Consider the following 24,785-nt stretch of genomic DNA (forward strand, 5'->3'; position numbering starts at 1 on the left):
CCATTTCCGGACGTTCGTTTCGCCGGGCGGTCACCGGCCTACCGCTCCTCGAGGATGTAACCGATCCCGCGGATGGTGTGGATCAGCGGCCGGCCGTTCGCGTCGACCTTCTTCCGCAGGTGCGCGATGTGGAAGTCGACCATCCGGGCGCTGCTGTTCGGGTCGAACTGCCAGACCCGTTCGACGATCTGTTCGCGCGGCAACGCCCGACCGGCGTTGGCCATCAGGTAGCGCAGCAGTTCGAACTCCGTCACGGTCAAGGCCAGTGGCCGACCGGCGCGCCACACCTGGTGGGTGGGTTCGTGCAGGGTCAGGTCGGCGACGGTGAGCGAGGCCGCCGGGTTCACCGCGACCCGGGTCCGCCGGAGCAGCGCCCGGAGTCGGCTGACCACCTCCGGCATGAAGAACGGCCTGGTCACGCAGTCGTCGCCGCCGGCGGTCAAGGCCCGTACCCGAGCCTCGACGCCGGCGGCCGTCGTCAGGAACAGCACCGGCAGGTCCGGCCGATCGGCCCGCAGCCGCCGCATCACCTGCAGGCCGTCGAGGTCCGGCAGCGCCATCTCGATCACGGCCAGGTGCGGCTGGAACCGGGCGGCGGCGAAGGCGGCCTCCCCGGAGCCGACGCTCCAGGCATCCCAGCCTTCGGCCACCATCGCCGTCTCCAGGTGTCGCATGCCGTCCCGATCACCGCCGACCAGCAGGACCCGGGGGACGTCCGTCATGAGCCTTTGACGGTCGCGGTGCCCGCGAGGAACTTGGTGCGCTGCTGGATCAAGGTGCGCAGCTGGTCCGCCTCGGTCGCGGTTCCTGCCCGGTCGTAGCCGTCGACGGTGGCGAGCACCTTCAGTGCCGAGTCGAGGGCTTCGGTCGCGGCGCCACCGGCGTACACCTTCTGGTAAAGCTCCTGATATGCCTCCTGGTAGACCTTCTTGAAGGCGGTGCTCGCCAGGAAGCGCTCCTTGAGCTTGTTGCCGCCGAAGCCCCGGCCGCCGCCCCCGGGCGGTTGCATCTCCTCCGGCAGTTGCATTCCTTCCGGTAACTTCATGCCGTCCGGCAGACCGCCACCCATGCTGACCGACGCGGTCGGGTCCTGTTCCGCGTTGCCGTTCAGGGTGAGGTTGTAGTCCCAGCCGACGACCTTGAACCTCCTGGTCGTCAGGTCGTAGTACAGGTAGTAGTTGCGACCCGGCCCGGCCATGTCGTCGGAGTTGAGCAACAGGTTCTGTTCGGCCACGTAGCGGGCGAACGACTGCACGTCGACGTAGTCGCCGAGGTGTTCGTCGAACTCGGTGTCGCTGCTCTTGTTCACCCACCGGACGAGGTCGATGACCGGCTGGAGATCCTGGCTGCCCTTCAGGTTGATCTGCTTGAAGTCGTCGGCGTAGTCGGTCTGGTCGTCGCCCTGGTCGGTGAACTGACTGGTGGCCAGGCTCTTGTAGAGCACACCGGAAGTGCCGATCCGGTCGGCGAAGTTCTCGTCGGGGTGCTCGACGACGAGCCGGGCGGTGGTGGGCCGGTCGTTGACGGTGAAGCTGGTGTAGGCGTACCGCTGGGCGGTCTCACCCGCCGCGGCCAGGACGTTGAGCGAGACCGCCTCGTTGAGCACGGTCTTGCCGCCGCCCATGCCGGCCACCCGCATGGTGACCTCCCGGTGGCCCTCGTAGCGGCGGCCGTCGACGAACTCGTCGAAGCGGATCAGCCACGGCAGGGTTTCCGGTTCCTCGGCCTTGAGTCCGCCGCCACCAAAGCCACCGAAGCCACCGAAGCCACCCGGCATCTGATCCCCGCCGGCGGGAGCAGCGCCGCCCGGAGCACCGCCCGGAGCAGCGCCGCCGCGGGGGCGACCGCCGAAGCCGCCCTCCCGCGCCTTGCCGTCGCGGGTGAGCTGGCCGAGGGTGGAATTGCCCTTGAGCCGGATGCCGACGCTCGGGACGGTGACGCCGTCGACGGTCAGGTCGGCCTCGAGCCAGTCCTTCTCGCCGTCCTTGAAGTAGGAATCGAGCAGGCGCTGGTAGTCGGCGTCACGGAAGGTCAGCTCGAGGCTGTGCCCGACGCTGGAGTCGAACAGGTCCTTCGTACCCTCGATGTTCTGGGTGATCTGGTCCCCGGAGTCGTCACTCGCACTGGTGACCAGCGGCGCGACCCGCACGGTGGTGAACACCACGGTCAACGCCAGCAGGACGGCGGCGCAGGTGGCCAGGAGTTTCCAGTAGTGCCGGATCCGGACGGGGATGCGGTGTTTGAGGGTGGTCATAGGTCGGCCTGGTCGTAGCCGGTCAGGACGGTGACCCGCTGCCCGCCGGTGCGTTCACCCAGCGCCGCGATCAGGGCGCCGGGCTCGGTGCCCTTCTTGAGCCGGACCGTGTAGGTCAGCTCGGTGAGCGCGCCCCCGCGAATCGATTCCAGGCTGACCAGTTCGAACTCGCTGGTATGCGCGATCAGGACGTCCTGGATGTTCTCGGTGTAGTTGCCGTCGGGCGGGATCTGGACCTTGACGACCTGCCGTTGGACGCTGGCGGCGAACCAGTTGAACCGGAACATCACGACGATGATCAGGCTGATCACGATGGCGGCGACGATGGCGAGGGTGTAGAAGCGGGTGCCGGTGGCCATGCCGACGCCCATCACCAGGAAGATGAATCCGACGTCGCGGGTTTCTTTGATGGCGTTGCGGAACCGGACCACCGACAGGGCGCCGACCAGGGCGAAGGCGCGGGCGATGTTGGATCCGACGACCAGCATGATCAGGGAGATGAGCATGCCGAGGATGACGAGGGTCTGTACGTAGGACTGGCTGTAGGACACGTTGCGGTGGGTGAACCGGTAGACCCAGGCGATCATGGCGCTGAGCACGAAGGACAGTGACAGGGCGATCGCGATGTCCCCGACGCTGAACGTGCCGGACAGATCTTGAACGTCGAAGGGCATGCTGCTCAGACCTCGCTGGAATCGTGATCGGGGACATGGAAGATCGAGCGCGGAGCGTGCCCGTAGGCCTCGACGCTCTGGCAGTACTTGGAGACCCGGACAATTGACATGTTCATCCGGGCGGCCAGATCGGTGAGCCAGTACGGCACCCGCTCGTCGGCCTTGAACTCGACCACCGAGAGCCGGGCCGGCACGATCAGCCGGTTCTCCGCGTCGGCGGCGAAATCGAAATCTCGGTCCCGGCCACGGATCCGATGGTCCATGGTGACCCGCAGGCCCAGGTCGGCGCCGTGCCCGACGTACGCCTCGCGCTGGTAACCGGTCATCGCGACCGGCCGCAGGTCGAGCAGCCCGGCCAGTTCCAGGACCTCCTCGACGAAGGCACGCTGGGACGGCTCGTGCTCGATCATGATTCGCCGGTCGCACAGATCGCGGGCCAGCCGGTAGGGCAGAGCGATCCGGCGTTTCTGGGTGACCCGGTTGACCCGCTGCTTGATCTCCACGTGCACGGTGGTGTCGTCACCGACGGTGTACCGGTCGCCGTAGTGCCGGATCCGCAATTTGCGGCGGAACTTCAGCCCCTCGATCTTCTCCCAGTAGAACCGCAGGTCACGGGTGTCGTAATAGGTGCTCCACACCCCGTACCCACCGTCGGTGCCATGGCTGTCGACATCGAGCCGGCCGACCAGTTCCGCCCGCAACTCGGGAATCTGAGCGCTCGGTAGCAGGTACTTGATCTCGTACCGGTTGAACGCGTGCAGCGCGGTGGGAGCCCGCAGGGCGTGACCGACATGGTCGTTACTGCGATGGTCGGTCCCCGGATCGAGCGGAGGGGTATCGGGTTCCGGCGGTGCGGGGCCACGGCGGAACAGAGATCGCATGCCAAGCCAATCTGTGGATGAACAGAGCCTGAACGGCGGATGTACCGAACACGGCATAACGATGTCCGAACGGCCGACCGCCGGCGTCGTCCATCCGTAGACAAATGACCGGTTCGCGGATACTGCGGACGCAGTATCCATAAGCTGCGCACAGGAACGGTCGCTACGGTGAGGTGCCCCGTACCACCGTCGCGGTAGGGCGGATTCCCGCCCGCTACCACTCCAAGAGGACGCGTGACGCCAACCGACCGCCTACCGTCGTCACCGTGTTCACCACGGTCGTCGAGCGGATCCGCCGAAACGTCATGCGGCATCCGCTGCTGATCGACGCGGCGCTCGGCGGCGCACTGGCCCTGCCGGCGCTGCTGGCCGCGGCGAACGCCGAAGGCACGGCGGGCGGTCCGCACCCGGGCGGTGTCGGAGTCGGTGTTCTCGCCTGGGCGGCGGTCGGTTGCCGGCGCATCTGGCCACTGCCGGTGTTGATGATCATCGGCGGCGCCACGGTCGCGACCACGCTCCGCACCGACTCGCAGCAGCCGGTGTTGATGATCGCCCTGGTGGTCGCGGTCTACACCGTGGCGAGCGGCCTCGACCGGCACCGGATGTGGTTCATGGCCGCCGCCGTCGCCCTGCCGCTCTACGTTGCCGCGGTCTACACGTCGGACAGCAGCTGGTGGGCCCCGCAGAACCTCGGCGTACTCGCCTGGGTCGGCCTGGCCACCGCGGTCGGCGACGCCAGCCGGACCCGGCAGGCCTACGTCGCCGAGGTCGAGGAGCGCGCCCGCCGCGCCGAAGAGACCCGTGACGGCGAAGCGCGGCGCCGGGTCGTCGAGGAACGTATCCGCATCGCCCGTGAACTGCACGACGTCGTCAGCCACCACATCGCCATGATCAGTGTCCAGGCCGGCGCGGCCCGCCACGTGCTGTCCCACCAGCCGGAGGCGGCCGACTCCGCGCTCGTGCACATCCGCCGCGCCTCCGACACCGTGCTGCGCGAGCTCGGCTCCGTCGTCGGCGTGCTGCGCCAGGCCGACGACCTGGACAGCACCACCGAACCCACCCGCGGTCTGGCCCGTTTCGCCGAACTGCTGAGCACCGCGGCCGCGGCCGGTCTCGCTGTCGAACACCGCCGACACGGCGCCGCGCGGGAGCTGCCGGCCCTGGTCGACCTGGCCGCCTACCGGATCCTGCAGGAGTCCCTCACCAACGCGCACAAGCACGGCACCGGGACGGCGTCTCTGGCGATCAAATACACCGCCGGTCACGTCATCCTGGAGGTGACCAACCGGGTCGGCGCGAACGGCCCCGCCGAGGGCTATGGACTGGTCGGCATGCGGGAACGCGCCACCGCGACCGGCGGCACCCTCAAGGCCGAGCAACGCCCGGACGGCACCTTCCGGGTCCGCGCCGTGCTGCCCGCCCCCACGCCGAAGGCCCAGCCATGACGATCCGGGTCCTGCTCGCCGACGACCAGGCACTCATCCGCGCCGGCTACAAGCTCATCCTGGACGGCAAGCCGGGCATCGAGGTGGTGGGCGAGGCCGGCCACGGCGCCGACGCGGTGCGCCTGGCCCGCACCACCCGGGCCGACGTCGTCCTGATGGACATCCGCATGCCGGAGATGGACGGGCTGGAGGCCACCCGGCGGATCACCGCCGACGAGGATCTCGACGGCGTTCGTATCCTCGTGCTCACCACGTTCGAGAACGACGACAACGTGGTTCGCGCGCTGCGCGCCGGTGCGAGCGGCTTCCTCGGCAAGAATATGGAGCCGGACGAGCTGGTCCACGCGGTGCGTACGGTCGCCGCCGGCGAGGCCCTGCTCTCGGCGGCCGCCACCCGGTCGCTGATCTGCCAGTTCCTGAGCCGGCCCGAGCTGGAACCGCTGCCCGAACCGGAGTTCGGCCGACTGGACACACTCACCGAACGTGAGCGGGAGATCCTGATCCTGGTCGCGCACGGGTTGTCCAACGAGGAGATCGCCGTACGCCTGCACGTCTCCCCACTCACCGCCAAGACCCACGTCAACCGGGCCATGACCAAGCTCGGTATCCGCGATCGCGCCCAGCTCGTCGTCCTCGCGTACCAGCGGGGGCTGGTCCGTCCCGGCGAGAAACTGACCTGACGGCCCGGCAGCGGCCGTGACCACCGGTCAGGCGGTCACGGCCGGATCTCCGAAGAGGTCAGCGGTTGTTCAGGTGCGGCAGGTGGATCTCCTCCGGCTCGGGCGGGAGGTCACCGACGCCGGCCTGGACGGCCTCCTCGTGCCGGCGGCGGGCCCGGGGCAGGGCGAGCGCGGCGGCCACGGCCAGGACCGCGACGACCCCACAGACACCGAAGCCGTACGTGAAGGCGTCGTCGGTGGGCAGGCCCTGCGCCGTGGTGTGGGAGGTGATGACCGCGGCGACCACCGCCGTGCCGATGCTGCTGCCGATCGTTCGGGCGATGGTGTTGACGCTGGTCGCCTCGCCGGTCTGGGTGGCCGGGACGCTCTCGATGATGGCGTTCGACATGGCCGCGAAGGACAGGCCGATGCCGGCCCCGGACAGCACCCCGGAGAGCACGACCTGCCACAGCTCGCCGTGCGCGAGGGCGGGCACTCCGAAGGCGGCCACGACGAACAACGCGCCCAGGAACATCGGCAGCTTCGGGCCGAACTTGCGGTTCAGGATGCCGGCCAGCGGACCGAAGATCACCATGGTCACGACGGTGGGCAGCAGGAACAGGCCGGACTGCGACACCGACTTGCCGAAGCCGTAGCCGGTCGCCGCGGGCAGCTGCAGCAGCGTCGGGACCAGCAGGAACGTGCCGAACATCGCGAAGCCGAGGACCAGCGAGACCAGGTCGGTGGCCCACACGCCGCGCACCTTCATCAGGCGCATGTCGACCAGCGGCTCCTTGACCCGCCGCTCGACCAGGACGAAGACGACCAGCGCGACCACACCGATCGCGAGCAGGACGATCGTCTTGGCCTCACCCCAGCCCCAGGACTGGCCCTTGCTGATCGCCAGCAGCAGCGCCACGAGCCCGACCGAGAGAATGCCGGTGCCGAGGAAGTCGAGACGACCCGGGGTGCGGACCGGCGACTCCTTCATCCCGAAGACCGCGCCGAGCAGGGCGATCACGACCAGGGCCAGCGGCAGCCAGAACAGCCAGTGCCAGGACAGGTGCTCGACGATCGGGCCGGCCGCCACGATGCCGATGCCGGCACCGATGCCGAAGATCGCGGAGAGCAGGCCGACGATGACGCTGACCCGGTCGCGGGGCAGCTCGTCGCGGACGATGCCGATCGACAGCGGCAGGATCGCACCGGCGGCGCCCTGCAGCGCGCGGGCCACGATCAGCACCGGCAAGCTGGGCGCGAGCGCGGCGACCAGGGTGCCGATGGCCAGCACGGCCAGCACGGCGATGAGGACCTTGCGCTTGCCGACCATGTCACCGAGGCGGCCGAGGACGGGCGTCAGCACCGAGGCCGACAGCAGATAGGCGGTGATCACCCAGCTGGCGTCGCTGGTGTCCGCGCCCAGGTCCCGGCCGATCGTGCCGAGCGCCGGGGCGACCAGGGACTGGAGCACGGCGAAGGCCAGACCACCCAGCGACAGGTAGAGCACGAGCAGGGTGCCGCCGCGGCCGGGGCGGTCGACGCCCGCTGGCTCGCGCGCCTCGAGTGTTTGCGTCATGACGTCCCTCAGGCTTGATGTAAACGCTTGCTGACTAACTATCGACCGCGGCCGAGGCTAAGTCAACAATTGCTTACGTCACACCACCGCGGGACGCGGACCTCTCAGGCGCAGGAGCAGGTGCGATCCGAGGCCCAGCGGCAGCACGAACCAGCAGGACGCCAGGCGATAGACCAGCACGGCGGCGACCGCGGCGGCATGCGGGGCCCCGGCGGCAACCAGCCCGGCGAGCAGGCTCGCCTCGATCACCCCGAAACCACCGGGCGTGATCGGAATCTGCCGCACCACCTGAACCGCGAGATAGACCGTGGCCAGGTGCGCCACCGACAGCGAAAGGCCACTGCCGCGCGCGGCCGCAACCAGACAAGCAAGATCAAGAAGCCAATTGAGTACGGCGAATCCGACGGTCGCGCCGAGATGCCGCGGGCGCACGCTCCGGATCTCGCCCAGCAACCGGCGGACGGCACCAGGCGGCCGGGCCGCGTCGAGAGGCGAGCGCCGGGACCGCATGCGCACTACCTGGACCACCACCGGCGCGACGGCCAGCAGACCGAGCAGCACCGCGACGGCGATGGCGGGCTGCCGCAGCACGGTCATCGGGCCGGCCACCCCGGCATAGGTCAGCAACAGCCCGCCGACCGACGCGACGCCGGACAGCAGCATCGTGGTCGCCGCGGCGGCCGAGGTCGCGCCGAGCCGGCGATACTGGGTGACCGCGTAGGCGGCCGACACCGCGGAGCCGGCCGGGAACGCCAGGCTGATCGCCGAGCGGGTGTAGGCCACCGCCATCGCGTCCCGGCGGGACATGCCGACGCCGAACGCCGACAGCATGACCCGCTGCTGCCAGCCGAACGCCGCCTGGGACAACTGCTGAAGGACCAGCGCAACGGCGAACCACCGGGGGTCGGCGTCGCGCAACGCCCCGACGATCTCCGCCGGCTCGGGCAGCCGGCCACGCAGGCTCGCCACCACGACGACAGCGGCCACCAGCGCGGCCGCCGCCCGCACCCACCAGAGCCGAGACGCGGCCAGCACCCGACGCCGAGCCACAGCGACCGTCACCGCGAACCGCGACCGAGCCCCGGCCGCCGCCGTCGCCGTCGCCGTCCAGCCGACAACAGTCGACCCGCGCTCGGCGAGCAACTGGCCGTTCGCTGTCGGCCGATCTTCGCCGAGCAGCCGACCCTCGGCGGGCAACCGGTCCACAGCGCGGAGCCGACCTTCGGCGGGCAACCGGCCCTCGGCGGGCAACCGGCCCTCGGCGGGCAACCGGCCTTCCGCTGGGGGCCGATCTTCGGCGGGCAGCCGACTTTGCGCTGGTAGGCGACCCTCGGCCGGGGGCCGGCCCTCGGCGGGCGGCAGGCTTCCGGCCGGCGGCCGGTCGAGTACTCGGCCCATTTCGATCACGATCCGCTCGTAGTAAACGTGCGCTGACTTGCGCACGGTACATCAACAGTTGTTTACATGCGGATGAGTGGTTGATCACGTGCGGCGCGTGACCACACATGTAAATGTTTGTTTACTTAGTCGGAAAGGATCGGATACGCTGGCGGCATGTCAAGTGAGCAGGTCGTGCAGACGCCGCGTCGTCGGCGGAACGCGGCCGAGACCCGGCAACTGCTGCTGCACGTGGCCCGCATCCGGTTCATCCGGGACGGCTACGCGGCGACCACCGTGCGCGACATAGCGGACGACGCCGGCGTCAACGTGGCGCTCATCAACCGCTACTTCACCTCGAAAGAGGGCCTGTTCGAGGCCTGCCTGGGCATGGCCGCCAGCGACATCAACCGCAACGTCGACAACATCACCCTCGACCAGATCACCGCGCGGATGGCCAACAAGATCGCCACCGGTACCGACGAGGGCCGCCTGCAGGACTCGTTGATGATGCTGCTGCGCACCTCGGGCGAGGAGCGCGTCAACGTCATGCGGCGCGAGATCCTGCACGCCGTCAGCGAGAAACTGGCCGCCGCCGCGGGCCGGCCCGCGGATGAGGAAACCCTGCTCCGGGCCCAGATCGTGCTGGCCACCGCGATCGGCATCACGCTGCTGCGCACGTCGCTGCGCCTGGCCCCGATCGCCGCCGCCGACGAGCTGGACCTGGTAGGCCCGCTGACCGACGTGGTGAACGCGCTGCTGCCGCACTGACCCCGGCCGCGACGCTGCGGCCGGGGTCGGCGGGTGTCAGACCGCTACGGCCGTGGCGCCGGTCGAGGCGACCTCTTCCCGGCTCGCCTTGACCAGGAACAGCGCGGTCAGCGCGGCCGCCCCGATCACGGCTGCGCTCACCCAGAAGGCGACCGTGTAACCGTGCACCGTGGCGACCCCCTGCAACGCCTGGGCCTGGGACGGGTCGGTCAGGTTGTCGGCGATGTAGCCGGCGACCGCCGAGGTGAAGATGGTGTTCAGCAGGGCGGTGCCGAGCGAGCCACCGATCTGCTGGGTGGTGTTGATCAGCGCGCTGGCCACGCCGGCGTCGTGGTCGGCCACGCCGACCAGGGCCGTGTTGGACATCGGGCCGAAGGTCACGCCCATGCCGAAGCTGATGATCAGCTCGGCCGGGAGGACGTGCGAGAGGAAGCCGGTGTCCAGGCCGATGCGGGTGAGCATCACCATGCCGGCCGCGGACAGCAGCATGCCGGCGAACATCAGGATGCGCGGACCCACCCGGGTGAGCATCTGGGCCGAGAAGCCGGCGCCGAGGATGATGCCGAGCGTGAAGGGCAGGAACGCGACGCCGGTCTTCAGCGCCGAGTAGCCCAGGGTCAGCTGCAGGTAGTAGGTGAGGAAGAGGAAGACACCGAACATGCCGGCCCCGACCAGCAGCGCGGAGAGGTAGGAACCGCCGCGGTTGCGGTCGAGGATGACGCGCATCGGCAGCAGCGGGTGCGAGGAGCGCAGCTCGATCACCACGAAGCCGACCAGGAGAACGGCCGCCGCGACCAGGTAGGCGATCGTGGTGGCGGAGTCCCAGCCGTCGCTGGCCGCCTTGGTGAAGCCGTACACCAGGGACACCAGGCCGAGGGTCGAGGTCAGCGCGCCGGGGAGGTCGTAGCGGGTGTTGCCCTCGGCCTTGCTCTCGCCGACGAAGCGCACGGCGGCCACCGCCGCGATGATCGCGATCGGCGCGCTGACCAGCAGGGTCCATCGCCACGACGCGTACTCGGTCAGGACGCCGCCCATGAGCAGGCCGATCGCGCCGCCGCCACCGGCGATGGCGCCGTAGACGCCGAACGCGCGGGCCCGCTCCTTGGCCTCGGTGAAGGTGACGGTCAGCAGCGACAACGCGGCCGGCGCCATGAGCGCGCCGAACGCACCCTGGAGGGCGCGCGCCGCGAACAGGGTCTCGGCGTTCTGGGCGAGGCCGCCGAGGGCGGACGCCACGGCGAAGCCGAGCAGGCCGATGATGAAGGCGCGCTTGCGGCCGGTGAAGTCGGCGATGCGACCGCCGAGCAGCAGAAGACCACCGAAGGCCAGGGTGTACGCCGTGATGATCCACTGCCGGTTGGCGTCGCTGATGTCGAGCGCGACCTGGGCGGTGGGCATGGCGATGTTGACGATCGTGGCGTCGAGCACGATAAGCAGCTGCGACACCGCGATGACGGCCAGCGCAAGCCACTTAGATGGCGACTTACCGGATATATCCGGCGCAGATTGAGCCGCAGAGGTCGTGATGGACATGGAGAATCCCCCTATTAGGGCACGCGGAGATCACCCACGCGGCGCAGGAGCCGCGGGGTCGGCAGGAAAAACGGTCAGTCGCGGGTCAGGAGCGGAAGGATGATGTCGTCGACGACGTGCGCGACATACGCGTCGTCGAGTGGCCGCCCGAAGGCGAAACAGTGCATGAACAGCAGGGGCGGCACGATCTCGTCGATCAGCCGGGCGTCGTAACCCGGGCGCAGTTCGCCCCGGCGCTCGGCCCGCTCACAGATGGCTTCCGCGAACGGCACTTTGGATTCCTGCATCGACCGCAGCTCGGTGGCCAGGGCCGAATCGGTGTGCATGGCCATGAACAGGCCGGCCAGGATCGGACCCTCATCGCCGGTGATGAAGCCGCCGATCTCGGCGAACCACGCTGTCAGGTCGCCGCGCAGGCTTCCGGTGTCGGGCGGCGGGGGTGCCTCCGCCTTGCAGCACCGGACAGCGTCGACGACCAGACCGGCCTTGGTGGGCCAGTGCCGGTAGAGCGTGGCCTTGCTGGCCTGGGCCCGCGCCGCGACGGCGTCGACCCGCAGACCCTGGTAGCCCGTCTCACCGATCAGTTCGTAGGTAGCCCGCAGGATCGCCTGCTCGCGCTCCTCATCGAGTCGGCCCGCCATGACAACCCCCCGTCCTATCGATCAAGCGAAACGAAACTGTTTCGTACACTAGCGCTCCTGCCTCCCGAAGGCGATCTCCGGAGCCAAGTGTGACCCAGCCAACGGCAAAGGCGCCCGCCGAGGGCGGACGCCTTTCAAAACCTCAGACCAAAAGGCCGCTTGCGTACGCCGTGAGCACGGTCGGTCCGGACGCCGGGTCAGGCATCGGATGGGCAAATTCCTCATGTCGACAGCGTTTGCTACCGAATTGGCAACCGTGTCCACCGCACCCCTGCTTCGCCGCGTCGACGGCGTGACCGCGCTGACCCTGGCGCTCGTCGCGTTCGAGGTCGGCTGGGTGCTCGTCGGGCTCCGGCACGAGTGGCCCCACCCCGGGTTCGGCTGGTTGCCCGTGGTGGCTATCGCGGCTCTGGCCGCGTACGCCTGCTGGAAGGCCTCGGTCCGCCTGGATCTCGCCGCGGCAACCCGCCGGTTCTGGCGGACGCTCGCGCTGGCCTGTGCCGTGCTGACAGTGGGCGAGGTCAGCAACATGCGTGACGCGCTCGGTGGCCCGGAACCGACGCAGTACATCAGCCCGTTGACGCTGGGCATCCTGGTCGTCGTCGTACTGATCATGATCTGGGCGATGTTGCGGCTGCCGGTCTGGCAGCGCACCCGCGGCGACTGGACCCGGTTCGGGCTGGACGCGGGGGTGCTGCTGATCACCTGCGGCGGGCTGCTGTGGCGCCTGTGGCTGCACGCGGGCGGCGCGTGGAGCCGGCAGAACCTGGCGATGCTCGCGGTCTGCGCGCTCGCCCTGGTCGCCGTCATCGCGCTGGTGAAGGTGACCTTCGCGGGCACCGGCGGGCTGAATCGGCGGTCCCTGCACGTGCTGGCGGGCGGGGTGGCGCTGGCCGCGATGAGCGGGGCCCTCAGCCCGCTCTTCGCCGAGCACCCGTACCTGACCACGTCGTTCCTCGCCGGGCCGGTCTCCGGCCTGGCCACGGTCATCGCGGCCGGCCTGCAGATCCGCTCGGCCGGACCGGCCACCGAATGCCGGCCGGATCAGCGGTTCAGCGTGCTGCCCTACATCGCGGTGGCGGCGATGACCGCGTTGCTGGTGGCGGGCGAGTTCGACGACGGCCCGGAGCAGGTGACCGTCGCGCTGTGCGTGGCCGCGATCACCGCGCTCGTGGTGATCCGGCAGATCAGCGCGCTGCGCGACAACACCCGGCTGCTGGCCACCGTCGACGCCAACCTCTCCCAGCTGCGGGAGTACCAGACCGAGCTGGACCACCAGATCAGCCACGACGCGCTGACCGGCGTCGCGAACCGGGAGCGGTTCGCCGAGCAGGTCACCGCCCGACTCGCGACCGGCGGGCCGTTCCACGTGGCGATGCTCGACCTGGACGACTTCAAGGTGATCAACGACCGGATGGGGCACGGCACCGGCGACGCCCTGCTGCGCACGGTCAGCCGGCGACTGCGCGAGGGCCTGCGCCCGCAGGACGTGGTGGCCCGGCAGGGTGGCGACGAGTTCACCCTGCTGCTGCCCGATCTGGACGACGAGGCCGCGGCCCGGCTGCTGAACGAGGTGCTCGACCGGGTGCAGGAGACGCTGTCGCTGAACGGCAGCGACCTGGAGCCGCGGGTCAGCATCGGCGTGACCGCGTCCCGCCCCGGAGACACCCCGGAGGAGTTGGTCCGCCGGGCCGACGTGGCGATGTACGCGGCCAAGAACACCGGCGGCGGCCGGTGCACCTGGTTCGACCCGATCATGGACCAGCTCGCCGACGCCGACGCGAAGCTCGCCGCCGACCTGCGCCAGGCCCTCACCCGCGACGAGTTGTTCCTGCTCTACCAGCCGATCGTCGAGCTGCCGCACGGCCGGCTGGCCGGGGTGGAGGCCCTGGTCCGCTGGCGGCACCCCGAGCACGGCCTGGTCTCCCCGGCGGTGTTCATCCCGCTCGCCGAGCGCAACGGCCACATCGTCGAGCTGGGCCGGTGGATCCTGCGCGAGGCAGTGCGGCAGGCCGCCGAGTGGGAGCGGGCCTACGGCGACAACGCGCCGGAGAAGGTCAGCGTCAACATCTCGGCGCGCCAGCTGCGGGAGCCCGGTTTCGTCGCGGAGGTGGCCGAGCTGCTGCGCAGCTCCGGCATCGACCCCCATCGGCTGGTCGCGGAGGTCACCGAGACCGCGGTGCTGGGCACCGGGGAAGCCCTCGAGGCCGTACGGGACCTGCACGCGCTCGGCCTGCGGATCGCCCTGGACGACTTCGGTACCGGCCAGTCGTCGCTGAGCCTGCTGGTGGACTGCCCGGTGAAGGTCCTGAAGGTGGACAAGTCGTTCGTCGACGGGGTGACCGGTTCGAGCACCCAGGCGGTGATCGTGAACGGGCTGATCGGCATCACCGAGGGCCTGAAGATCGAGGCGGTGGCCGAGGGCGTGGAGACCGCCGACCAGGCCTACCGGCTGCACAAGATGGGCTACCGGCTGGCCCAGGGCTTCCACTTCGCCCGCCCGATGGCCGGCTCGGACATCGAACTGCTGCTGACCGTGCCGGCCGACCGGAAAGTCCGGCAAGCGTAAGGCCGCTCGAACAACCGCCGATCAGGAACAGGGGGACCAACCGGACGGACGGGCGGGGATGGACGTACGGCGTAAGTTGCTGGGCGCGTTCCTGGCAGCAGCCGCTCTGGTGGCCGCGACCGGCGGCGTCGTGCTGCGGGCCGACGCCGGCTCGGTGCGCCGTGCCGCCGCCTCCGAGGCGGACCAGCTCGCTCGCGGCATCGCCCAGGACATCGCGTTCGGGCTACCGCCGAAGCGGATCGGCGAGTCCACCACCCCGCTCTTCTACGACCCGCAGGCGCTCGCCGCCTACCTGAAACGCCAGCACGACCTGCATCAGCGCGACATCGTGGTGGTGGACAAGTTCAAGACGATCCTGGCCGACGTGGTGCCCGGCGAGGTCGGCGAGACGTTCGACGGGGACCGGGGCGGCGAGATCGACGCCACCATGGCCGACGGCGAGGCCCGGGTCTTCGTCGAGTACGGCGACGACAGCCCCGAGGACATGTTGCAGGTCGTGGTGCCGCTGGGCGGGGCGGGCAACGTCACCAAGGGCGCGGTCATCCTCGAGTACACCCAGCTCTACCATCAGATGATGGCGGCCACCGCCACCGCTCGGAAGATCATCGTGGCGGCCGGGCTGGCCTGCATCCTGCTGGTGATGCTGCTCGGTCTGATCATCTCCCGGTCGATCACCCGGCGGATCAACTCGCTGACCCGGGCGGTGGAGGTCATCCGGGACGGCGACTACACCCGCCGGGTCGGGATGCGCGGCACCGACGAGATCAGCCGGCTCGGGCACGCCTTCGACGACATGACCGAACGCCTGGAACGCTCGGCCCGGGAGATCCTCGCCAAGGAGTACACCGACAGCATCCTGGCCAACGCCGGCGAGGGCATTCTGGGGGTCGACGCGGGCGGCCGGGTCACCTTCGCCAACGAAGCGGCCGGCCGGATCACCGGGCTCGGCGTGGACGGCCTGCTCGGGATGGACACGCTGGAGTTCCTGCCGGCCGGCGAGAGCAACGAGCGCGAGGTCACGCTGCCGCGCCCGGATGGTACGACCGTGCGGGTCGCCTACTCCCTCACCGGCATCGCCCGGGACGGCGGTGCGGTCGTCGTGCTGCGTGACGTCACCCGCCAGCGCGACCTCGAGCACGACCTGCGCCACCAGGCCCTGCACGACGGTCTCACCAGCCTGCCGAACCGGAAACTGTTCCTCGATCGGCTGGACCACGCGATGACCCGGGCCCGGGCCTCCGCCGACTCCGCCGCCGTGCTCTACCTCGACCTGGACGGCTTCAAGAAGGTCAACGACAGTCTCGGCCACAACGCCGGCGACGCGCTGCTGCGCACCACCGCCGAGCGGCTGACCGGGGCGCTGCGCGCGCACGACACGGTGGCCCGGCTCGGCGGCGACGAGTTCGCCGTGCTGCTGGAGGGCGTCGGCCAGGAGGCCGCCGAGGTCTACGCGCAGTCCTGCCTGGACGCGCTGAACCAGCCGTTCATGGTGCACGGACGCAAGGCGGTCGTGTCGGTGAGCATCGGCGTGGTGCCGAGCGTCGCCGCGCACACCGACGCCGAGGAGGTGCTGCGCAACGCGGACGTGGCGATGTACGCGGCGAAGGCCCGTGGCAAGGGCTGCTTCGAGATCTTCGAGAGCCGGATGCACGAGCAGTTGATCGACAAGCTGGACAGTGAGGCCCGGCTGCGCGACGCCGTGCACCGCGGCGAGCTGCGCCTGCACCTGCAACCGGTGGTGGCGTTGCCCGGCCGGCGGGTCGGCGGGGTGGAGGCGCTGGTGCGCTGGCAGGACCCGGAGCGCGGGCTGCAGCAGCCGGGCTCGTTCATCCCGCTGGCCGAGGAGACCGGTCTGATCGCCGAGATCGACCGGTGGGTGCTGTTCGAGGCGTGCCTGGCCGTCAAGAACTGGCAGGATCTTGCCCCGGAGGCGTCGCCGGCCTGGGTGAGCGTGAACCTGTCCGCGGTCGAGCTGGAGATCCCGGACCTGACCGACCGGGTCGCGTACGCCTTGGCCACCACCGGCCTGTCGCCGCACTGCCTGGTGCTGGAGCTGACCGAGACGATCCTGATGCGCGATCTCGCGGTCACCGCGGCCCGGCTCGAGGAGCTGCGCGAGCTCGGCGTGAAGATCGCCATCGACGACTTCGGCACCGGCTACTCGTCGCTCGGCTACCTGCGGGACATCCCGGTGGACGTGCTGAAGGTGGACCGCTCGTTCATCACCGGCCTGGTCGGCAATCAGCGGCAGCAGGAGCTGGTCAGCGCGGTCCTGCAGCTCGGGCACACGCTCGGCCTCAAGGTGGTGGTCGAGGGCATCGAGACCGAGGACCAGCTGAACCTGCTCACCCGGATGGGCTGCCGTTACGCCCAGGGCTATCACCTGGGCCGGCCGGAGCCGGTCGCCGCGCTCATCGAACGCATGACGACCGGCTCCGCCGTCCGCTAGATCAACCCTCGACGAACACCGCGACCGTACGGGCCGGGACGGTGAACGTGCCGGTCGCCTTGGCGAAGGACGCCGTGCGCACGACCGGGTCGGCCGAGGCCTGCTGGACCGGGTGCAGGCTGATCTGCTTCCCGGCCAGCGCGGCCACGGTCTGGGTGGTAGCCGCCGAGGTGCCGTTGAAGACGACCGTCACCGATCGGTGGTTCCGGTCGAGTCCCCGTCCGTCCAGAGTCATGGTGATGACCCCCGGGGTCTCGGCGGAACCGCTGAGCGGGAACGACAGTCGCTTCTGCACCTCGGCGGCGGTCGGCAGGCCGAAGACCGGCGAGGAGGCGCGGATCTTCTGCAGCTCCTGGAAGGTCGAGTCGGCCTGGTTGATCGCCGCGCAATCCGGCACCAGCGCGCCATCCGCGAGAAGCGGCCGCGCGAAGGACCACTTGTCCGCATTGTCAGCGGCGGGCGGCAGGCCACGGCCGAAGCCGTTGCCGTCCGCGCAGTTCCAGATGATCTGGTTGAACCAGTCCCCCGAGTTGAACGAGTTCCGATCGAGCGACTTCGACCGCAAACGCTCGCTACCGCTCGCCACAAAACCGATGCCCTGCCCGAGTACGGTCGTCGCCAGCGCGACGGTCTGCGCCCGGGCGCGGGCGGCCGCGGTCGTGGACTGCGGCAGTTTGTAGGCGAAGGCGTCGTAGAGGATCTCGTTGTCGTGCGCGTCCACATAGGTGATCGCGTCCGACGGCTGAGCGGTGTAACCCGCCGGCGAGCCGTTGTAGTCGACCTGCGACCCGGTCACGGTGGCCCCGGAGGAGTCGACGAACCGGTACGCCGCGAGGTTGCCGCTGAGACCGACCTTGATCAGGTCCTGGTCGTGCAGCAGGCGGGCCTTCTGCTCGGCCGCGGTCCCGTTGACGGCATCGCCGTTCGGGTCGGTGTAGAGGCCGGACGCGAAGCCCTGCGCCCGCGGGTTGGTGTCGAACGGGCCGCCACCACGGACGGCGTCGCGGAGCCGGTCGTTGAACGTGCCGATCCCGGTGCCCGCCATGTTGGCCTGGGTGGCCTGCACGAAACGGGCGTTGCCGGTCACCTCGCCGAAGTCCCAGCCCTCGCCGTACACATAGATGTTCTTGCCGTCGACGCCGTCCTTCGCGAGGGTGAGCCGGTCGAGGGCATTGCGGACCGCCAGGATGTTGGCCTTCGGGTGGTGGCCCATCAGGTCGAACCGGAAACCGTCCACCTTGTACGCCTTGGCCCAGGTCACGATGGAGTCGACGACGAGCTTGCCCATCATCGTGTTCTCGGTGGCCGTGTTGGCGCAGCAGGTGGAGTTGGCGACCGTGCCGTCGGCGAGCAGCCGCTGGTAGTAACCGGGCACGATCTGGTCGAGCACCGAGTGCGGGTCGACGCCGGCCGCCGAGGTGTGGTTGTAGACGACGTCCATCACCACGCGCAGCCCGGCCTGGTTGACTCCCTGGACCATCTGCCGGAACTCGACGGTCCGCTTATCCGGATCTACCGCATATCCACCTTCCGGCGTCGTGTAGTGCAGCGGGTCGTAACCCCAGTTGTAGCCATCGGTCGCGGCCACCGCGCCCACGCACTTCTGCTGCTCTTCCGAGTCCGGCGGCAGCGACGCGAGGTCACAGGCCGGCGTGGCCTGAGCTGACCGGCTTTCCGGAATTGTCGCGAAATCGAACACCGGAAGCAGGTGCAGGTGCGTGGTGCCGGCCTTGGCGAGGGCGGCGAGGTGCTTCATCCCGGCCGTGTTCGGGTCGGTGAAGGCCTCGTAGGTGCCACGCTCGGCGGCCGGAACCGTGCTGTCGGCGATCGAGAAGTCCCGGACCGAAAGCTCCGAGATCTGGATCTTCGCGGGGCTGGTCGCGGCCGGTTTCCGCAGCGACGACCAGCCGGCCGGCGCGAGCGCCGGGTCATTCAGGTCGGCGATCCGGCTCAGCGTCGAGTCGGTCGACAGGGCGATGGAGTACGGGTCGGTGACCGCCGCCGTGACGATCTTGTGGACGGCCGGCTGCCAGGCGGTGACCCGGTACTTGTAGTACTTGCCCCTCCAGTTCGCCGGCCCGCGGACGCTCCACACGCCGGTGCGGTCGTCGCGCTTCATCGCCACGGTCTGCGGCGACGCGGTGGTCGTGTCGTAGAGCTGCAGGTCGACCGTGCGGGCGGTGGGCGCCCAGACCGACAGCGTGGTGCCGACCGGGCCGAGCCGGGCGTTCGCTGCCGCTTCGTAGACGTCGTCGAGCACCCCGGCGGTCTGCACCCCGGTGGCGGAGAGCAGCTTGCCGGCCGCGTCCCGCTCGGTGACGACGACCTGGCCGCGCAGGATGTCCTTGACGTCGGCGGCTTTTGTGACGAAGGCGTCCTGGTCCCAGAGATGCGGGAACTTCGTGCGCTGGGCCTCGGTGAGACCGTCCCGTCGGGCCGACAGGGCAATTGACGAGTACGCCCCGGTCAGCTCACCGTCGGCCACTCCGATGCCGCCGTTGGCGGCGTACACCAGCTCGTATTTCTTTCCGTCGGTGCTGTCGCCCGGCTTCCAGGCGATGGTGGAGCGGTCGATCCAGACCGCGCTCTCCTTGGCCAGGTCGATCACGCCGCCGGCGCCGGCCTTCTTCACGATCGGCAGCAGCCGGTCGGTGACCCCGCCCAGCAGCCACACCTCCCGGCCCGCGGACGCGAAGTCGAGCCGCTGGTCGGTGGGCAGATCCTTGGCGTCACCGTTGTGGATGATGTAGCTCAGGCCGGTGGCGCCGGCCGCGAGCGGCACCTTGAAGGTGACGCCGTAGGAGTCGGTCTCGGCCGGTTGGAGCGGGGTGCTCCAGTCGGTGCCGGTGGCAGCGCCGTCCCACACGTGCAGGCCCCAGCCGGTGTAGTCACCGCCGGCCCGGCGGTAGTGGATGATCGCCGTGTTCTGGTCCTGGGCCGGGTAGTCGTGGCTGGTGCTGACGCCGGTGTCGCCCTGCTTCAGCCAGACCTCGGCATTCTTGCTCGGGTCGAGCGACCGGTCGGCCTCGGTGTCCTTGACCCCGTCCTTGTTCACCACGATGAGGCCGACGTTCTTGGCGCCGGGCTTGAGCTTCACGTAGGCGAACGCGCCGTACGCGTCGCGGCCGACGAACTTCTGCCCGGTGGGCCAGGTGGTGGCCATCGAGTCGTCGACGTCACCCCAGACGTAGAGGTTCCAGTCGTCGTAGTCGCCGGCCGGCCGCTGGTAGTGCACGACGGCGTAGTCGGGGCTGGTCGAGACGACCGGCGTGCCGACGGTGATGGCGCTGGTGGCCGACGCGAGCCGGCCTCGGCTGTCGCGCACCACCGCTTTGTACCGCACGGTGGTGCCGCCGGCCAGGCCGTCCAGGTCGTGGTAGATCGTGTAGGGCGCCCTGGTGGCGGTGCCGACGAGCTGCCACGGTCCGTTGCCGACCTGCGCGGCGAGGGTCACGGTGGCGAGCGGGTCGCCGGTGACCTGGGCCGTGATCGCGGCCTGGGTGGGCACGAGAGCGCCGGTGGCCGGGCTCACGATGCTCACGGTGGGGGCGGCGCCGGGGATTCCGAGTGGCGTGTCGGCCCGCAGCACCAGGGTGGACAGGGCCGGAACGGTGACGGTCAGCTTGCCGTCGGGGCCGGCCTTGATCGCGGTGCTGCCGCCGTAGATCGTGCGGAAGTTCGCGCCGGCGCTCGAGGTGTCGAGGGTGACGGTCTGCGCGGTGGTGGCGTTGTTGGCGGCCACCACGTACTCGTTGCGTTTGCTCGGCGCGATGCGGGAGACGGCGAAGACGCTGCCGGCCGAGTACCGCGTGATCTGCTCGCCGCTGACCAGGGTCGGGTTGGCCTTGCGCAGGGCGGCGAGGGACGCGATGGTCCGGTAGATCGGGTGCGCGGTGTTGTAGTTGTCGACGGCGTGCGTGCGGTCGGTGCCGATCAGGTCGTCGTCGAGGTAGTCGGCCGACCTGCTGGCGAACAGATCCTGCCGGGCGTCCTTGTCGCCGCCGGGGCCGGTGAAGCCTTGCTCGTCGCCGGAGTAGACGACCGGCTGGCCACGGGTCAGGAACATCAGCTCGTGGGCGAGTTCGTCCCTTCTCAAGTACGAAGCAGCGTCGACGCTGCTCGACTCGATGAACGAGCCGATCCGGCCCATGTCGTGGTTGCCGAGGAAGGTGGGCAGCCGGTTCGCGTCGGTGTCGCGGGCGGTGTAGAGCGCGTCCTTGGCGTACACGTCGGCCAGGGATTGCGCCGAGCCGTTGCCGGTGACGAAGCCGTTCGCGGCGGCCTGGAAGGAGAAGTCGAGGGTGGCCGGCAGGCCGCCCTCGCGGACGTAGGTCGACTCGATCTCCGGCTCGGCGCTGTAGACCTCGCCGAACATGAAGTAGTCCTTGCCCGCCGCCTTTTTGATGCCCGCCGCGAACTGCGGCCAGAAGTCCAGGTCGGTGTGCTTGACGGTGTCGAGGCGGTAGCCGTCGATGCCGGTGCTGGTGATCCAGTCGGCGTAGATCTTCGTCATGCCTTTCACGACTTCGGGACGCTCGGTCCACAGGTCGTCGAGGCCGTAGAAGTCGCCGTACTCGCTGTTCTCCCCGGCGAAGGTGGAGTTGCCGCGGTTGTGGTACATCGTCGGGTCGTTGAGCCAGCTTGGCACTTTGACAGTTTTATCTTTTTGGGACGGAAAAATCGGCGTATAGGGGAAGGACGCCGTGCTCACCTTCGGGAAGCCGTTCCGGCCGTCCGAATAGTTGCGGTCCTCGAATGGCTGCCCGGAGGCGTCCTGATAAGGGGCGGTCGCCTTGTCGATGTAGTCGTACTTGTTCTCGGCGTACTGGATCACGTCGGCCGTGTGGTTGACGATGATGTCCAGATAGATCTTCAGGCCGCGCTGGTGAGCGAGCCGGACCAGGCGCTTCAGATCGGCGTTGGTGCCGAAGTGCGGGTCGACCTGGGTGAAGTCGGTGATCCAGTACCCGTGGTAGCCGGCCGAGATGTCGGTGCCGCTGCCCTGCACGGGACGGTTCTTGAAGACCGGGGCGAGCCAGATCGCGGTCGTGCCGAGCCCCTGGATGTAGTCCAGCTTGTCGATCACGCCCTGCAGGTCACCACCGTGGTAGAAGCCCTTGTCGGTGGGGTCGTAGCCGGTCTGCAGGCGGTCGCCTTTCAGCCCACCGGTGTCGTTGGCCTGGTTGCCGTTGGCGAACCGGTCGGGCAGGACGAAGTAGTACTGCTCCGCCGTGGTGAGCCGATCGCTCCCCCAGGAGGCGACCGTCGCGTCGCTCGGAACCTTTTGGTTATCGGCGGCCTGCGCGGGCAGGGCCACCAGGAACGGAAGAGACAAACTCAGTAAGGCAGCCAAAAGCCGTTTCGCGACCACACTGTCCCCTTAGCTATGTGCTGCCCAGACCTGGAAGGCCGGGCCGTAGACATCGATGGCGGTGGCACCATCGGGTTCGGTGTACAGCGACTTGGCGCCGCCGTAAAGGTTCTCCCAGCGGGTCCCGGCCGGCAGGTCGGTGATCCGCAGCGGTTCACTCATTTTTCTGCGCGCCAGCACCAGCAGCGTCTCGTCGGTGCTTTCCCGCAGGAAGAGCAGGGTGTCCGCGTCCCCGGCCACCCAGCGCAGACCGCCCCGGGTGAGCGCCGGGTGAGCCCTGCGGAGGGCGATCAACTCGCGGTAGCGGTCGAAAGTGGCACCGTCCCACGAATCGGGCCGGTCCCACGGCATCGGCTGCCGGGCGGTGTCGTTGTTGTCGCCGGTCACCCCGATCTCGTCACCCGCGAAGATCATCGGTGTGCCGGGCAGGGTCATCAGCAGCCCGGCCGCGATCTCCTGCCGCTCGGCGCTGCCCACCACGGTGCGGATCCGGGCGGTGTCGTGCGAGCCGAGGATCGACCACGAGGTGGTCCAGGACCGCCAGGACATCTGCGCCTGGAACGCCATCATGGTGGCCGTGGTCGCCGCCGCGTCCCGGGCCGGCACCTCCCCCGGCACCCCGAGGAAGTCGTCGAACGGCAACTCCTCGGCGCGCAGCCAGCCCCAGATCGGGCGGGTGAAGCCGGCGTAGTTCATCGTGCCGTGCCAGCCGTTGCGGTCCAGGTCGCCGGTGGCGTCGTGGGCGTGCTCGGCGATCAGCAGCCCGTCCGGTTCGGCCGCGCGCAGCAACCGGGCCACCTCGTAGGTCCAGTCGTCCGCGCCCCGGCGGCCGGTCATGTTGGCCACGTCGATGCGCCAGCCGTCGAGCTCGTGGGAGAAGCGCCGGACGATCTCGACGAAACGTCGGCGCAGCTCGGCCGAGCCCCAGTTCAGCTTGGGCAGTTCGCGATGGCCGAGCCAGAACTCGTTCGGGTAATAGAGATCGGGCTGCTCGGTGAACCAGGAATGCGCGCGCCCGGTGTGGTTGGTGGTCAGGTCGCCGAGAATGCGCATCCCCCGCCCGTGCACCGCCTCGGCCAGCCGGGTCAGGGCCGCGTCGCCGCCGAGCAGCGGGTCGACCTGGTCGAAGCTGGACGCGTCGTAGCGGTGCGCCGAGCGGGACGGGAAGAACGGCGTGAGATAGAGGGTGTCGGCACCGAGCGCGGCGACGTGGTCGAGCCGGCGCGCGATGCCGTCCAGGTCACCGCCGTAGAGGACCGTCGTGGACCCGTTCCGCGCCGGAGTGTCCCAGGATGCCGGGGTCGCCCACTCCGGGGTTTCCCGGTCGATCGCCGCGCCGGAGCGCGCGAACCGGTCCGGGAAGATCTGGTAGACGACCGCGTCCCGTGCCCAGGCCGGCGGCGCCGGGTGGGTGACCAGCCGGAAGTCGGTGCTGTCGGGCACGTCGTAGTGGGTGAGGCCGAGCCCGGTCAGCCAGCGCACCCCCTGCGTGGTGCGGATCAGGAAGCGGTACGGCGTAACCGGATTGCGCACCGGCATCGCGGCCCGCCACCACACGTCCCCCGTGCTGTCCGTCCGGTCCACCACGGCCGACGTGAACACCGGTTCCCCGTCACTCAGCCAGCGAAGATGGATCCGGCCGGCCCGGATCCGGGCCGGCACCCGGACGAAGACGTCGACCGTCTCGCCGAGCGCCGGCGCCGGGTTCGAGACGTACAGCTCGGAGCCGTCGTGGTGCGGAATCATCCCTTGACCGCCCCCGCCGTCAGCCCCTCGACGATGTAGCGCTGCAACAGCTGGAAGACCAGCACGGTCGGGATGGCGGTGAGCAGCGTTCCGGCGCAGAAGATGCCGAAGTTCGTGTTGCGCTGCTCGGCCGCGACCAGGCCCCACAGGCCGACCGACAGGGTCTTCGAACCGGAATCGGTGAGGAAGATGTTGGCCAGCACGAACTCGTTGATGGTGCTGATGAACGCGAGCAGCCCGGTCACCGCGAGCACCGGCGCCACCAGTGGCAGCAGGATCCGGAAGAAGATCTCGACGTGCGACGCACCGTCCACGGTGGCCGACTCGTCCAGCTCGCGCGGAACGGTGTCGAAGAAACCCTTCATCAGCCAGGTGCTCACGCCCAGCGCCCCGCCCAGATACAGCAGGATGATGCCCCACCAGGTGTTGAAGCCGATCGCCGGCCAGTAGTCGGTGATCGTCCCGAAGATGAGGAAGATCGCCACCACCGCCAGGAACTGCGGAAACATCTGGATCAACAGCAGGGAGAGGAGACCCACGCGCCGGCCGCGGAAACGGCGGCGACTGAAGGCGTACGCGGCGAGCGCCGACAGGAAGACCGACACCACCGACGCCACCCCGGCGATGATCACCGAGTTGAGGAACCACCGGGGGAAGTCGGTGTCGGTCAGCAGCTTCTGGAAGTTGCCGAACGACAGGCCGGTGGGCATCAGCTGGCTCGAGGAGAGCGTGCCGAGCGGATTGAACGCCGCCGACAGCACGAACAGGATCGGCCCGAGCGAGAACGCCACGGCCAGCAGTCCGACGGCGTGCCGCCACCCGACCTGTTTCATCCACCG

Annotated in this window: 16 protein-coding genes; 5 read left to right on the plus strand and 11 right to left on the minus strand. The window is 69.5% G+C overall.

Annotation, left to right across the window (positions count from 1 at the left end; all coding sequences use genetic code 11):
* Positions 1–38: 38 nt before the first annotated feature.
* The 4 genes from Ato02nite_RS02070 to Ato02nite_RS02085 are packed head-to-tail and all read right to left on the minus strand — an operon-like array spanning position 39 to position 3,809.
* A complete protein-coding gene (locus tag Ato02nite_RS02070) occupies positions 39–722 on the minus strand; it encodes a response regulator transcription factor (RefSeq protein WP_213004601.1) in 684 nt (227 codons plus the stop codon).
* Entirely contained in the window at positions 719–2,254 is a 1,536-nt protein-coding gene (locus Ato02nite_RS02075; RefSeq protein WP_213004602.1) for a CotH kinase family protein, read from the minus strand. Before Ato02nite_RS02075 ends, Ato02nite_RS02070 begins: the two co-directional genes overlap by 4 nt.
* Entirely contained in the window at positions 2,251–2,928 is a 678-nt protein-coding gene (locus Ato02nite_RS02080) for a DUF4956 domain-containing protein (RefSeq protein WP_213004603.1), read from the minus strand. Before Ato02nite_RS02080 ends, Ato02nite_RS02075 begins: the two co-directional genes overlap by 4 nt.
* Before the next feature lie 5 nt (positions 2,929–2,933).
* Positions 2,934–3,809: a polyphosphate polymerase domain-containing protein gene (locus tag Ato02nite_RS02085; RefSeq protein WP_213004604.1), complete on the minus strand. Its 876-nt coding sequence runs from the start codon at positions 3,807–3,809 to the stop codon at positions 2,934–2,936.
* Between the two features lie 266 nt (positions 3,810–4,075).
* Between Ato02nite_RS02085 and Ato02nite_RS02090 the strand changes: the two genes are divergently transcribed.
* Positions 4,076–5,254 carry a sensor histidine kinase gene (locus Ato02nite_RS02090; RefSeq protein ID WP_213004605.1) on the plus strand — a complete coding sequence of 393 codons (1,179 nt, stop codon included), beginning with the start codon at positions 4,076–4,078 and terminating at the stop codon, positions 5,252–5,254.
* The gene (locus Ato02nite_RS02095) at positions 5,251–5,934 is read left to right on the plus strand and encodes a response regulator (protein ID WP_213004606.1); all 684 of its coding nucleotides are present in this window, start codon (positions 5,251–5,253) and stop codon (positions 5,932–5,934) included. The genes Ato02nite_RS02090 and Ato02nite_RS02095 overlap by 4 nt, the downstream gene beginning before the upstream one ends.
* 58 nt (positions 5,935–5,992) lie before the next feature.
* Here Ato02nite_RS02095 and Ato02nite_RS02100 read toward each other — a convergent pair whose 3' ends face one another.
* Together Ato02nite_RS02100 and Ato02nite_RS02105 are read right to left on the minus strand one after the other, a co-directional pair.
* On the minus strand, positions 5,993–7,489 hold the full coding sequence (locus Ato02nite_RS02100; protein ID WP_213004607.1) for an MFS transporter: 1,497 nt from the start codon (positions 7,487–7,489) through the stop codon (positions 5,993–5,995).
* Between the two features lie 78 nt (positions 7,490–7,567).
* Positions 7,568–8,887, minus strand: a complete 1,320-nt coding sequence (locus Ato02nite_RS02105; protein ID WP_213004609.1) for a lysylphosphatidylglycerol synthase transmembrane domain-containing protein — start codon at positions 8,885–8,887, stop codon at positions 7,568–7,570.
* A 156-nt stretch (positions 8,888–9,043) separates the two neighbouring features.
* Between Ato02nite_RS02105 and Ato02nite_RS02110 the strand changes: the two genes are divergently transcribed.
* The gene (locus Ato02nite_RS02110; protein WP_213004610.1) at positions 9,044–9,637 is read left to right on the plus strand and encodes a TetR/AcrR family transcriptional regulator; all 594 of its coding nucleotides are present in this window, start codon (positions 9,044–9,046) and stop codon (positions 9,635–9,637) included.
* Positions 9,638–9,673: 36 nt separating this feature from the next.
* Here Ato02nite_RS02110 and Ato02nite_RS02115 read toward each other — a convergent pair whose 3' ends face one another.
* Entirely contained in the window at positions 9,674–11,170 is a 1,497-nt protein-coding gene (locus Ato02nite_RS02115; protein ID WP_213004611.1) for an MFS transporter, read from the minus strand.
* Positions 11,171–11,244: 74 nt separating this feature from the next.
* Entirely contained in the window at positions 11,245–11,811 is a 567-nt protein-coding gene (locus tag Ato02nite_RS02120) for a TetR/AcrR family transcriptional regulator (RefSeq protein WP_213004612.1), read from the minus strand.
* A gap of 256 nt (positions 11,812–12,067) precedes the next feature.
* On the opposite strand from Ato02nite_RS02120, the gene Ato02nite_RS02125 reads away from it, so the two are divergent.
* Complete coding sequence (locus tag Ato02nite_RS02125; protein ID WP_213004613.1) at positions 12,068–14,380, plus strand: putative bifunctional diguanylate cyclase/phosphodiesterase; 2,313 nt, start codon at positions 12,068–12,070, stop codon at positions 14,378–14,380.
* A gap of 58 nt (positions 14,381–14,438) precedes the next feature.
* Complete coding sequence (locus tag Ato02nite_RS02130) at positions 14,439–16,829, plus strand: putative bifunctional diguanylate cyclase/phosphodiesterase (RefSeq protein ID WP_213004614.1); 2,391 nt, start codon at positions 14,439–14,441, stop codon at positions 16,827–16,829.
* A 1-nt stretch (position 16,830) separates the two neighbouring features.
* Here Ato02nite_RS02130 and pulA read toward each other — a convergent pair whose 3' ends face one another.
* Genes pulA through Ato02nite_RS02145 form a run of 3 tightly spaced genes read right to left on the minus strand, consistent with a single transcriptional unit; the run spans position 16,831 to position 24,779 of the window.
* Entirely contained in the window at positions 16,831–22,164 is a 5,334-nt protein-coding gene (pulA, locus tag Ato02nite_RS02135; protein ID WP_246605993.1) for a pullulanase-type alpha-1,6-glucosidase, read from the minus strand.
* Between the two features lie 45 nt (positions 22,165–22,209).
* Positions 22,210–23,946 (minus strand): glycoside hydrolase family 13 protein, encoded by a 1,737-nt coding sequence (locus Ato02nite_RS02140; protein ID WP_213004616.1) that lies wholly within the window; start codon positions 23,944–23,946, stop codon positions 22,210–22,212.
* Entirely contained in the window at positions 23,943–24,779 is an 837-nt protein-coding gene (locus tag Ato02nite_RS02145; RefSeq protein ID WP_213004695.1) for a sugar ABC transporter permease, read from the minus strand. The genes Ato02nite_RS02140 and Ato02nite_RS02145 overlap by 4 nt, the downstream gene beginning before the upstream one ends.
* Positions 24,780–24,785 lie beyond the last annotated feature (6 nt).

Origin of the sequence: Paractinoplanes toevensis, from assembly GCF_018332695.1 — a bacterium.
Lineage (GTDB): Bacteria > Actinomycetota > Actinomycetes > Mycobacteriales > Micromonosporaceae > Actinoplanes > Actinoplanes toevensis.

What these genes read in the sequence shown, in the direction of transcription:
- Ato02nite_RS02070 (WP_213004601.1), bottom strand. Translation starts at nt 722, where the DNA reads ATGACGGACGTCCCCCGGGTCCTGCTGGTCGGCGGTGATCGGGACGGC.
- Ato02nite_RS02075 (WP_213004602.1), bottom strand. Translation starts at nt 2,254, where the DNA reads ATGACCACCCTCAAACACCGCATCCCCGTCCGGATCCGGCACTACTGG.
- Ato02nite_RS02080 (WP_213004603.1), bottom strand. Translation starts at nt 2,928, where the DNA reads ATGCCCTTCGACGTTCAAGATCTGTCCGGCACGTTCAGCGTCGGGGAC.
- Ato02nite_RS02085 (WP_213004604.1), bottom strand. Translation starts at nt 3,809, where the DNA reads ATGCGATCTCTGTTCCGCCGTGGCCCCGCACCGCCGGAACCCGATACC.
- Ato02nite_RS02095 (WP_213004606.1), top strand. Translation starts at nt 5,251, where the DNA reads ATGACGATCCGGGTCCTGCTCGCCGACGACCAGGCACTCATCCGCGCC.
- Ato02nite_RS02100 (WP_213004607.1), bottom strand. Translation starts at nt 7,489, where the DNA reads ATGACGCAAACACTCGAGGCGCGCGAGCCAGCGGGCGTCGACCGCCCC.
- Ato02nite_RS02105 (WP_213004609.1), bottom strand. Translation starts at nt 8,887, where the DNA reads ATGGGCCGAGTACTCGACCGGCCGCCGGCCGGAAGCCTGCCGCCCGCC.
- Ato02nite_RS02110 (WP_213004610.1), top strand. Translation starts at nt 9,044, where the DNA reads ATGTCAAGTGAGCAGGTCGTGCAGACGCCGCGTCGTCGGCGGAACGCG.
- Ato02nite_RS02115 (WP_213004611.1), bottom strand. Translation starts at nt 11,170, where the DNA reads ATGTCCATCACGACCTCTGCGGCTCAATCTGCGCCGGATATATCCGGT.
- Ato02nite_RS02120 (WP_213004612.1), bottom strand. Translation starts at nt 11,811, where the DNA reads ATGGCGGGCCGACTCGATGAGGAGCGCGAGCAGGCGATCCTGCGGGCT.
- Ato02nite_RS02130 (WP_213004614.1), top strand. Translation starts at nt 14,439, where the DNA reads ATGGACGTACGGCGTAAGTTGCTGGGCGCGTTCCTGGCAGCAGCCGCT.
- Ato02nite_RS02140 (WP_213004616.1), bottom strand. Translation starts at nt 23,946, where the DNA reads ATGATTCCGCACCACGACGGCTCCGAGCTGTACGTCTCGAACCCGGCG.
- Ato02nite_RS02145 (WP_213004695.1), bottom strand. Translation starts at nt 24,779, where the DNA reads ATGAAACAGGTCGGGTGGCGGCACGCCGTCGGACTGCTGGCCGTGGCG.